Source organism: Catenulispora pinistramenti (assembly GCF_018274385.1).
GTDB classification, from domain to species: Bacteria; Actinomycetota; Actinomycetes; order Streptomycetales; family Catenulisporaceae; genus Catenulispora; species Catenulispora pinistramenti.
In genome coordinates, this window is the sequence record NZ_JAAFYZ010000297.1 from 1 (window position 1) to 11,042 (window position 11,042).

The following is an 11,042-nucleotide window of genomic DNA, read 5'->3' on the forward strand; positions in this document are numbered from 1 at the left end:
GTATAAGAGACAGGAATCGCCACGCGCTTGTGCCCGCGCAGCAGGCCCTCGTCGACCAGGATGTGGGTGACCGCGTAGTCGGCGAGTGCCACTATGACGCCGCGGACGTGGCCGATGAGGCCGTCGGTGGCGTGCACGTGGTCGCCGGGGTAGATGCGGGATTCGCCGGGTGGGATGTGGTCGTCGTAGGCGATGCGCGGCATGAGGACGGGTTCGGGGGCGGCCAGAGCGAGGTTGGGGTCGCTGGGGCCGAGGTCGAAGAAGGGCCAGGCGGAGCTTTCTTCGGTGGGGTCGTGGTGCGGGGGACGGGCCGGGTCCATGGGCGTGATGTGGATGTCTACCGCCGGTTCCATGGCGTTGAAGTCGTCCAGGGTGCAGTGCAGGCGGACGGCTTCGCCCTCGCAGTGGGTGGTGGCGATCGGGACGAGGCGGGAGTCGATGCCGTGGTCGGGGGTGACGATCAGGTGCTCCAGCCGGCCGGTCGCGGAGTCCACGACGGCCGAGGCCAGGTAACCGCACGGGCATTCCGAACAGTAGACCCGGCTGCCGATCACGTACTTGTGTCCGATCACCCGGTTCACGGTGGCGGTCGTCATGACCGGCCTCCTTCCTCGATCCCGCCCCCTGGTCTTCGGCTTCGCCCCTCCCCCATCAGTCTCGTCGCTTCTCCAGGGCGATGCGCGCCGTGGCGCCGTCCTGGGCCCAGGCCAGGGAGTCCACCAGGGCCGTCATCAGGTTCCAGCCGAGGCCGTCGGGGTCGGGGGCGTCGAAGCCGCCGACCGGGGCGGCCACCGTCACCCGGAGGCGGTCGCCGCGGACGTGGGCCCGGCACTCGATGATGCCCGCGGCCCGTTTGTCGCGCTCCGGTGCGCCGGCCACGAGCAGGGCGCAGGCCTCGTTCACGGCCAGCCGCAGGTCGGTGATGTCCCGCGCCGTGAAGCCGAAGCACGCCCCCAGCTGGGCCACGGCGGAGCGGATGATGACGACGTAATCCTTGTGCGCCGGCACGGTCAGGACGACGGACGCGAGGTCCGGCGTCCTGGTCCGAATTCGCGGTGCCACCTCGACGCGCTGCGCCATGGTCTCTTCTCCCCTTCGGCCGTCCCCCACGGCCAAAATTTCCCGGTACCGGCTTTCCCGGCTATTCCCTCCCCAGGCCCGACCTCCTCCGATTGACCCGTCCTCGGCGGATCAAACGTTTGTGCCGGAGGACTGTCAGCTGTGCCGCGGGACTATCGATGCGGACCTATCCGAGGCGGACCTATCCCAGCCGGACCTATTCGAAGCGGACGGCCAGTACGCAGACGTCGTCGTCGGTGTCCGACCGCGCGCCCTCCAGCAGCCGGTCGGCGTACCGGTCCAGGTCGGCGTCCGGGTTCCGGGTCTGCTCCAGCAGGTGCGCGGTGGTCTCGTCGTCGCCGACCCGGCGCCGCTCCACCAGGCCGTCGGTGTAGAGCAGCAGCACGTCGCCGCTGGCCACGTCGGCTTCGCTGTCCTCGTACACGGCCCGCGGATCGGCGCCGAGCATCGGCCCGAAGCGGTCGTCCAGCGGCACGCTCACGCCCCCGCGGGTCCGCAGCGGCGCCGGATGCCCGGCGTTGCCCCAGGTCAGGTGCCGGGTCGCCGGATCCCACAGCAGGACGCAGGCGCTGGCGATGGTGAACTGCGGCATCCCCTCGACCAGCTCGTTGAGCAGCGTCAGCAACCGGCCCGGCCGGGTCTCGGCCAGCGCCATGCCGCGCAGCCCGTGGTGCAGGTCGGCCATCGCCGAGGCGGCGGGCAGGCCGTGCCCGGCGACGTCGCCGATGGCCAGCAGCAGCTTGTCGTCGCGCAGCGGGAACACCGAGTACCAGTCCCCGCCGACCCCGGCCGAGGCGCTGGCCGGGCGGTAGCGCGCGGCGATCTGCACCCCGCTGCGCAGCGGCTGGTTGCGGGCCGCGCTGGGCACGACGGCCTGCTGGAGCGCGGAGGCCAACTGGCGTTCGGCGTCCGCCCGGGAGCGCTGGGCCGCGAGCTGGACCCGGGCCACTTCCAGGCCGGTCTCGGCGCGGCGCCACTCGGTCACATCCTGGACCACGCCGACCACGGAGCCGGGCGCCGGGGCGGTCGGCGAAGCGGCGGCGCCGTCCCCCTCCGCCGGCCCCTCCAGCGGCTCGGCGGCCACCCGCACCCGGGTCGGCTCCCCGCCGTAGTGCAGGATCCGGAACTCGGCCTCGGCGGGCCGCCGCTCGACGGTCAGGGTCTTGACGAACCGGCGCTCGGCGTCGAGGTCGTCGGGATGCACGGTGTAGGGCGGCCGGTCGATCCCGGCGGAGTCGCCCAACCCGGGCGCGTCCACGATCCGCAGCGCCTCGGCGGACCAGGCGACCCGGTCGCCGTCCACGTCCCAGCGCCAGGTGCCGAACCGCGCCAGGCGCTCCAGGAGTCCCTCGGCCGCGCTGGCTTCGACGTCCACGCGATGACAGACCACGACCACAGTCCCCAGGCCGACCCGGATCGCGGTCAGCGAGTCCACGCCGAGCGCACCGGTCTGCACCGCCAACCGCGCGGCGGCCCCGGTCCGCACCACGGCCGCGAGCCGGTCCGGCAGATCGGCGGCGGTGAGCCACGGGACCGTGGCGGCCATGCTGCCGTCGGTGGGCAGCGGAGTCATCAGTTCCGTGGCCTGCTGGTTGCGGGCGATCACCTGGAAGCGGCCGACGGCGACGGGTTCGGTGGGGTCGCCGCGCAGGGTGAACGCGGGTTGGTCCAGCAGGTCCAGAAGGTCCTGCCAGGCCGAATCGCCCTCTGCGCCCGCCGAGTCGGCGGGGGCGTCGGCACCATTCACGCCCCCCGGGGAGCCGGCACCGGCCGACACCTCCGGTCCCAGCGTCCGCAGAAGCGACGGCCCGACCGAGCGCACCACCGCCTCGACCTCGCGCTGAGCCCGCGCATCGAGCGCGGCCTCGGCGGGCCAGGCCAGCTCGACCGCGCCGAGCACCGCCCGGCCGAGGCGGACCGGGACGGCCACCCGGGTCTGGAAGCGGTCGGCGCCGGCGGGCTCGCCCAGCGGCGGCGGCGGGTCCTGGGCCGTGGCGTCGGTCCAGACCGGACGGCCGGAGCGCAGCGCGCGGTTGATCAGCGAGTCCACGGCCGGCGGGACGCGGCGCCAGCGGCGGATCCCGCGCGCCGAGAAGCCGTGCGCGCCGACGATCGTCACCGCCCCGTCGTCGTCGAGCAGGCCGATGGCCACGCCGGTGGGATGGGAGAAGCCCAGCGCCTCGGCGGCCAGGCCGCGGGCCAGGCCGTCGCCGTCGGCGGACCGGTCCAGGCCGGCGATCTCCGGGCGCAGGCGCAGGGTGTCGGAGCGGTCGGGCCGCTCGACCGCGCGCCCGGAGGCCTCGGCCACCACATCGGCGGCCACGTCGGCCAGCGGCCGCTGCGAGCGCTGCGCCACCGCCGCGAGCTGCGCGACGGCCTCCGCCGAACCGCAGGCCGACCGCGCCATGATCACCCCGACCGCCTGGTCGACCAGCGCGTCCCGGCGGTGCCCGCGCTGCTCGGCCAGCAGCTGTCGGCGCTCGTCGGCGAAGGCGGAAGCGGCCGCGCGCAATCGCTCGCGCGCGGCGGGGTCATGTGACGCAAAGTCCTGATTCATCCGTCAGCCCTTTACGTTTCTCCGCCTTGGTACCCGTGACACCTATTGGACGGCACCGCGCACAGACCGGTTCCCGGTGATACCCGGGTAATACCGGCGGTGCCCGTGTGGCGCCTGATTCCGGCGCCGCACGGCGTGCCGACTCAATAATCCCACGCGTGCCGGTCCCCCACCCGCGGAACCCGCCAGGTGGGACCGGCCGTGCGGTGGAGCACACGGCCGGTGTGCCGCTTACCGTGCGGCGTAACGTGCGGGCTACCGTGCCGAATACCGTGCGCTCAGCCGACCTGAATCAAGTCCTTGATCAGGCGCAGCAGCAGATCCATGTCCACCGGCTTGGTGACGTGCTCGTTCGCCCCGGCGGCCAGGCTCTTCTCCCGGTCGCCCTTCATCGCCTTGGCGCTGACGGCGACGATCGGCAGGTCGCGGAAGCCGTCCAGGGCGCGGATCCGGGCCGTGGTGGCGTAGCCGTCCATGCCCGGCATCATGATGTCCATCAGCGCCAGCGCCACGTCCTCGTTCTGCTTCAGCAGCTCGATGCCCTCCCGGCCGTTGCCGGCGTAGACCACCGTCAGCCCCTGCAACTCCAGCGCGCTGGTCAGGGCGAAGACGTTGCGGATGTCATCGTCGATCACCAGCACCTTCTGGCCGTCGAAGCGCGGCAGCTCGCGGCCGGGGCGGTCCGGCTCGGCGCCGGGGCCGCCCATCCGCGGGGCACCGGTCAGGACGTGCAGCGTCACCCGCTCGGCGACCTGCGGGACCGAGTGCGCGACCTCCCAGCGCGCGGCGTCGCGGACCGAGCGGCGCAGGGCGTCGGCGGCGCCGTCGTCGGCGACCGACTCGTAGAGCATCACCGGAGTGCTGGAGGCGGCGGTCGCGACGGCGTCCAGCACCGCCCGCACCTCCGCCTCCGGGCAGCCGACGTCCACCACGGCGCAGACCGGCCGCACGCCGCCGGACAGGGTGCCGGACAGATCGGCCGCGGCCGACAGCCGGGCCACCACGACCCGGCCCTTCATCCCGGTGAGCTCCTCCAGCACCGACTCGACCGCGTCGGCCAGCGTGCTGGACCCGGCCGGTTCCATGACCAGGACCGCGGCCGGGATCTGGGCGTCGCCGCCGTCCCCGGCCGGGCGGTCGGCACCGGCCGGCTCGGCCTTGGCGTCGACGGCCGGCGGCTCGATCGGCAGCTGCAGGGTGAAGGTGCTGCCCCGGCCCGGCGCGCTGGAGACCCGCAGCTCGGCGCTGAGCAGCCGGGTCATCTCCCGGCTGATGGACAGCCCCAGGCCCGTGCCGCCGTACTGCCGGCTGGTGGTGCCGTCGGCCTGCTGGAAGGCCTCGAAGATGAGCTCCAGCTTGTCCTCGGCGATCCCGATCCCGGTGTCGACGACCGCGAAGGCCACGGCCGGCTCGCCGTGCGCGCCGCGGGCCGGGGTGACCCGCAGCGTCACCTCACCGGTGTCGGTGAACTTCACCGCGTTGGACAGCAGGTTGCGCAGGATCTGCTGGACCCGCTGGCTGTCGGCGGTGACGGTGGCCGGCACGCCGGTGGCGACGTCCACCCGCAGCCGCAGCCCCTTCTCCGCGGCCAGCGGCCGGAACGTCGCGGCCAGCCCCTCGACCAGGTCGGCGATCGGCCAGGACTCGTTCTGCACCTCCATCCGGCCGGCCTCGATCTTGGACAGGTCCAGGATGTCGTTGATCAGCTCCAGCAGGTCCGAGCCGGCCGAGTGGATGGTCTGCGCGAAGTCCACCTGGCGCGCGGTCAGGTTGGTCTCGACATTGTCGGCCAGCAGCCGGGCCAGGATCAGCATGCTGTTCAGCGGGGTGCGCAGCTCGTGGGACATGTTGGCCATGAACTCGGACTTGACCTTGGAGGCCAGGGCGAGCTGCTGGGCCCGGTCCTCCAGGGTGAGCCGGGCCTGCTCGATCTCGGTGTTCTTGATCTCGATGTCCTTGTTCTGCCGGGCCAGCTGCGCGGCCTTGTCCTCCAGCTCGTTGTTCGACTCCTCCAGGTCGCTCTGGCGCTTCTGGAGCTCGGTGGTCAGGCGCTGGGACTCGCGCAGCAGCGCGTCGGTGCGGACGTTGGTGGTGATGGTGTTGACCGCGGTGCCGATCGTCTCCTTGAGCGTCTCCAGGAAGTCGCGGTGGGTCTGGGTGAACTCGTTGACCGAGGCCAGCTCGATCACGCCGAGGGTCTGGCCCTCGAACAGCACCGGCAGCACGATGACGTTGGTGGCGTCGGTCTGGCCCAGCCCGGAGCGGATCGGCACGTAGCCGGCCGGCGCGCCGGACAGCGCGACCGTCTTCTTGCTGACCGCGACCTGCCCGACCAGGCCCTGCCCGGGGGCGAACACCGGGCCCTCGCCGGGGGCCGCGGCATAGCCGAACCCGGCGATCATCCGCAGCCGGACGTCCCAGGCCTGCTCGGCCACGCCCAGCGGCCCGTCCTCGGACTCGGCCAGGAAGAACGCGGCGCTGTGCGCGGAGACCAGCGGCGCCAGCTCCTCCAGCACCATGGCCGCGACGCTGGCCAGGTCGCGGCGGCCGGGCAGCAGACCGGCGATGCGCGCCAGGTTGGTGTTCAGCCAGTCCTGCTCCTGGTTGGCGTTGGTGGTGGTGCGCAGGTTGGCGATCATCTGGTTGATGTTGTCCTTGAGGTCGGCCACCTCCCCGGAGGCGTCGACGGTGATCGCCCGGGTCAGGTCGCCCTCGGTCACCGCGGTGGCGACCTCGGCGATCGCGCGGACCTGCGTGGTCAGGTTCGAGGCCAGCTGGTTCACCGATTCGGTGAGCCGCTGCCAGGTCCCGGAGACGTCCTCGACCGTGGCCTGGCCGCCCAGCTGCCCCTCGGTGCCGACCTCGCGGGCCACGCGGGTGACCTCCGAGGCGAACGCCGACAGCCGCTCGACCATGGTGTTCAGGGTGGTCTTGAGCTCCAGGATCTCCCCGCGCGCGTCGACGTCGATCCGGCGGGTCAGGTCGCCGTTCGCGACCGCGGTGGTCACCTGCGCGATGTTCCGCACCTGGTTGGTCAGGTTGTCGGCCATCACGTTCACCCGGTCGGTGAGCTCCTTCCAGGTGCCGGCCACGCCGGGCACCCGGGCCTGGCCGCCGAGCATGCCCTCGGTGCCGACCTCGCGGGCCACGCGGGTGACCTCGTCGGCGAACGCCGAGAGCGTGTCGACCATGCCGTTGAAGGTCTCGGCCAGCGCCGCGACCTCGCCCTTGGCCTCCACGGTGATCTTCTTGGTCAGATCGCCGGAGGCCACCGCCGTGGCCACCCGCGCGATGCTGCGCACCTGGCCGGTCAGGTTGTTCGCCATGACGTTGACGTTGTCGGTCAGGTCCTTCCAGGTGCCCGAGGCGCCGCGGACCCGGGCCTGGCCGCCCAGGTTGCCCTCGGTGCCGACCTCGCGGGCCACCCGGGTCACCTCGTCGGCGAACCCGGACAGCTGGTCCACCATCGTGTTGATGGTGGTCTTCAGCTCCAGGATCTCGCCCCGGGCGTCCACGTCGATCTTCTTGCCCAGGTCGCCCTGCGCCACGGCGGTGGTCACCTGCGCGATGTTGCGCACCTGGTTGGTCAGGTTGTTCGCCATCGAGTTCACCGAGTCGGTGAGGTCGCGCCAGAGCCCGGCGACGCCGGGCACCCCGGCCTGCCCGCCCAGGCGGCCCTCGGTGCCCACCTCGCGGGCCACCCGGATCACCTCCGAGGCGAACCCGGACAGCTGCTCGACCATGGTGTTCAGGGTGTCCTTGAGCTCCAGGATCTCCCCGCGCACGTCCACGTCGATGCTCTGGCTCAGGTCCCCGGAGGCCACCGCCGTGGCCACCCGGGCGATGCTGCGCACCTGCGTTGTCAGGTTGCCGGCCATCAGGTTCACCGAGTCGGTGAGGTCCTTCCAGGTGCCGGCCACGCCGGGCACCCGGGCCTGGCCGCCCAGGATGCCGTCGCTGCCGACCTCGCGGGCCACCCGGGTCACCTCGTCGGCGAACCCGGACAGCTGGTTCACCATCGTGTTCAGGGTGGTCTTCAGCTCCAGCAGCTCCCCGCGCACGTCCACGGTGATCTGCCGGGTCAGGTCGCCGCGCGCGACCGCGGTGGCCACCTGCGCGATGTCCCGGACCTGGCCGGTCAGGTTGCCGGCCATCAGGTTCACCGAGTCGGTCAGGTCCTTCCAGGTGCCCGCCGCTCCCGGGACCTCGGCCTGCCCGCCCAGCCGGCCGTCGCTGCCGATCTCGCCCGCCACCCGGGTGACCTCCGAGGCCAGGGTGCGCAGGGTCAGGCGCATGTCGTCCAGGGTCCGGCCGACATCGGCCAGATCGCCGCGGCCGTCGACGGCGACCTGCTGGGACAGGTCGCCCTGGGCGATCGCGGCCAGCACCCGGCCGGTGTCCAGCAGCGGCCGGGCCAGGTCGTCCAGCAGGGTGTTGACGGTCTCGCGCTGCCGCTCCCAGTCCCCGACGCCGACCCCCGGCGCCAGGCGCTGCCCCAGGGTCCCGTCCCGGCCCACAGCCGCGCCGACCCGCTCCAACTCGGCCAGGTAGCCCTGGTTCGCCTCGGCGATGTCGTTGCACAGCACGCAGATCTCAGCCACCACGTCGTCCCCGCTGACGACGATCCGCCGCCGGAAGTCGCCGTCGCGCACAGCGCGCAGCGCGCCGAGGATCCGCTCCAGGCGCGGGTCGGTCGAGGCCGGCCGGTCCAGCCGGGTCTCAGGGGGTTCCATGCAGTCCGCCGTTCGTGTGCGGGGGCGCGGGCCACGCCCGTTGTCCCAATCCTCTACCAGGGCCGTGCGCCGGCGAAAGCCAAGCGGCACGGCCCGTTTCCCTACTGTGTCGTGTTGTTCGAACCAGGGCTTGTCCGAACCAAGCCTCGTCCGAACCGGGGCGTCAGTCCAGGCCGGCGACCTCCACCGGTGGCAAGTCCTTGATCTGCTGTTTGGTGAGCCGGACGCGCACCCCCTCGGCGTCGATGCCGGTGACCGCGCCGACCGGGATCGCCACCCGCTTGTGGCCCCACAGGTGGCCCTCGTCGAGCAGGATGTGCGTCACCGCCTCGTCGGCCGGGTCCACGACCAGGCCGCGAACGTGCCCGAGATGCCCGTCCCGGGCGCTGACCCGCTCACCGCTCCGGATCCGCACCCCGCCGGCCGGGACCCGGTCCCGCAGCCCCATCCGAGGCCCGGCCACCGGGTCCATCGCGGTCATGCCCAGCACCGCGCCGGCCGGGGCCAGGCCGTAGAACGGCCAATAGGCGGCCTCGCCCTGGTGGTGGCCATAGCGCTGCTCGGCGTCGGGAACGGTGAGGAAGTGAGTCTCGATCGAGGGCTCCAGCTCCTCGAACCGCGCGCGGTCGCAGTCCAGCATGACGCCGCCGGAGTCGGCATGCGCCAGCTCGGCCGGGACCAGCCGGCCGGCGGTGCCGCTGCGGGCCACCACGATCAGGTGGGTGAGCCGTTCGGCGGCCGGGTCCACCACGACGCAGGCCAGGTCGCCGCAACGGCCGCTGTGGCAGCGGACCGCGCTGCCTATGTCGTATTCCTCGAAGGCGTTCACCTCGCCACCTCCTTCGCCCCCGGTGTCATCCCTTGCCTGGCCCCGCTGTCCGGATTGCCGGCTGCTCGGATTCCCGGCTGCCCGCCGTCCGACCGCGGGGTCAGGAATCGGACAGCACCGCGCGGACCCGGTCCACGACGCTCGGGCCGGAACCAGCCGGACCTCCTGGACCGACTGGACCGACGTGACCGACTGGACCTGCCTGGGCATTCGGCCCCGGCTCGGTCGTCGCGGCCCGGCGGCGGGCCGCGGTCAGCTCCTCACCGGCGGCCAGCAGCTCGCCGCGATCGCACTCGCGGGTCAGCTCGGCGAAGGTGATCTGCTCCTCGTGCTCGATGTGGCCGCGAGCCGCCGCGATCAGCTGCGCCAGCAGCGGCTCGAACCGCGCGTCGGAGGGATCCTTGTCCTCCAAGTCTCGCACCATGTGCTCGACGGTCAGGTGTTCGGCGGTGTGCTCGTCAGCCAGCGCCTCGCCGTCCGGCAGAGCGCGCCGGGCCAGCGGCAGCAGGTAGCGCTGGGCGGCGGTGCAGTGCCAGGCCAGTTCCAGCGCGACCGCGTCGACCAGCGACTTGCGCGTGCCGGCCATGCCCGAGGCACCAGTCTCCAGCTGCTGGAAGAGGTCTTCGACCGCACGGTGGTCGCCGGCCAGGACGTCGATCACGTCACGGCGGTCGGTCACACTCATCCCGACGGCTCCTTCCCGGCCGACCACGCTGGTCAGCATCGATACCTTGTGACCCGTCCGGCCGGTCGTAAACACCCCCGATCGGGTGATGAAGAAACCGACCCACGGGACCCCTGATGCTCGGGACCCCTGATGTTTAGGACTCCGGGACCGGGTAACCGCCTCGGGTACCTATCCGACGATCAGCACCGGGAGGAAGTCATGCTGACTCTCACCGACCGGGCCGCCGAGGCCGTCCACACCCTGACCACGCAATCCGACCTGCCCGACCAGAGCGCCGGGCTCCGCATCGTCTCGCACGGCGCGGCCCAGAACACCGGCCAGGGCCAACTTTCGCTCTCCCTGACCCAAGGCCCGCACTCCGGCGACGCCGTCGTGGAGACCCCGACCGCCCGGGTGTTCCTGGAGGCCGAGGCGGCGCAGGCCCTGAACGACCAACAGCTGGACGCGACTGTCGCCGATGATGGCGGAGTGCGGTTCTTGCTCGCGCCGCAGCAGTAGCTGTAGCAGTAGCAGTAGTCGCAGTAGCAGTAGCAGTAGTCGCTGTAGCTGTAGCGGCGGGGCGGATATAGGCACGCCAGGGTTGTAGGCGTGCCTCCGCGATAAGCGTGGCGAGGCCGGACCGGCTGCGGGTGATCCGTGGGCGGTCCGGCCTCAGAGTGTGCGCGAATTGACAGCGGGGGTGTGGGGCTTTGGGGCTGCGGGGCTGTGGACTATTCGGGGTTCGAGTCTTTGGGAGAGGGCTGGAGTTCGCGGGCTGGTTGCGGTTGGTTTGTGGGTCTTAAATGCTTTTTACGGCCTTCGGTCATAGTTGTGCCGGTTCGGGGTTCGGGGTGGTGGGTGTGTTTGTCGGCTGCCGGTTCGCGCGTTCACAACCCCGCCCCACCTCAGGCCTCTTCAACTCCAGTAAGCCAGCGCAAGGTCAAAGACTGTGATGAAGGGCCGGGCCTCCGGCGGGCCTCGGCAACCTCAGGGAAACTAGCGCGGTTCCCTAGGGTGGCCGGGTCGGTCTCAGCGGCGGCGGTCCCAGAGGTGGTGCGGTCCGTTCCCCTCGGTCGCGTCGTCAGCCCGGGGGGTACAGCACCGGTGTCCGGGGGTAAGGGCTCGTCGAAAAACAATGCGTCGGTTCCGGAAACAGGGCACGATGATGTGCTATGG

At 72.1% G+C, this 11,042-nt stretch carries 7 protein-coding genes; 1 reads left to right on the top strand and 6 read right to left on the bottom strand.

Annotation, left to right across the window (positions count from 1 at the left end; translation table 11 throughout):
- The 6 genes from KGQ19_RS44325 to KGQ19_RS44350 all read right to left on the bottom strand — a co-directional run.
- Window positions 1–596: hypothetical protein (locus KGQ19_RS44325; RefSeq protein WP_212020909.1), on the bottom strand; the 596-nt coding region annotated here is incomplete at its 3' end.
- Window positions 597–651: 55 nt separating this feature from the next.
- A complete protein-coding gene (locus KGQ19_RS44330; protein WP_212020911.1) occupies window positions 652–1,080 on the bottom strand; it encodes an ATP-binding protein in 429 nt (142 codons plus the stop codon).
- A gap of 196 nt (window positions 1,081–1,276) precedes the next feature.
- The gene (locus KGQ19_RS44335; RefSeq protein WP_212020913.1) at window positions 1,277–3,637 is read right to left on the bottom strand and encodes a GAF domain-containing SpoIIE family protein phosphatase; all 2,361 of its coding nucleotides are present in this window, start codon (window positions 3,635–3,637) and stop codon (window positions 1,277–1,279) included.
- A gap of 278 nt (window positions 3,638–3,915) precedes the next feature.
- Window positions 3,916–8,370, bottom strand: a complete 4,455-nt coding sequence (locus KGQ19_RS44340) for a HAMP domain-containing protein (RefSeq protein ID WP_212020915.1) — start codon at window positions 8,368–8,370, stop codon at window positions 3,916–3,918.
- A 163-nt stretch (window positions 8,371–8,533) separates the two neighbouring features.
- Entirely contained in the window at window positions 8,534–9,199 is a 666-nt protein-coding gene (locus KGQ19_RS44345; protein ID WP_212020917.1) for a hypothetical protein, read from the bottom strand.
- Window positions 9,200–9,299: 100 nt separating this feature from the next.
- On the bottom strand, window positions 9,300–9,884 hold the full coding sequence (locus KGQ19_RS44350; RefSeq protein WP_212020919.1) for a hemerythrin domain-containing protein: 585 nt from the start codon (window positions 9,882–9,884) through the stop codon (window positions 9,300–9,302).
- Window positions 9,885–10,085: 201 nt separating this feature from the next.
- Between KGQ19_RS44350 and KGQ19_RS44355 the strand changes: the two genes are divergently transcribed.
- Window positions 10,086–10,385, top strand: coding sequence for an adhesin (locus tag KGQ19_RS44355; protein WP_212020921.1), 300 nt, complete (start codon window positions 10,086–10,088; stop codon window positions 10,383–10,385).
- Window positions 10,386–11,042: the final 657 nt, after the last annotated feature.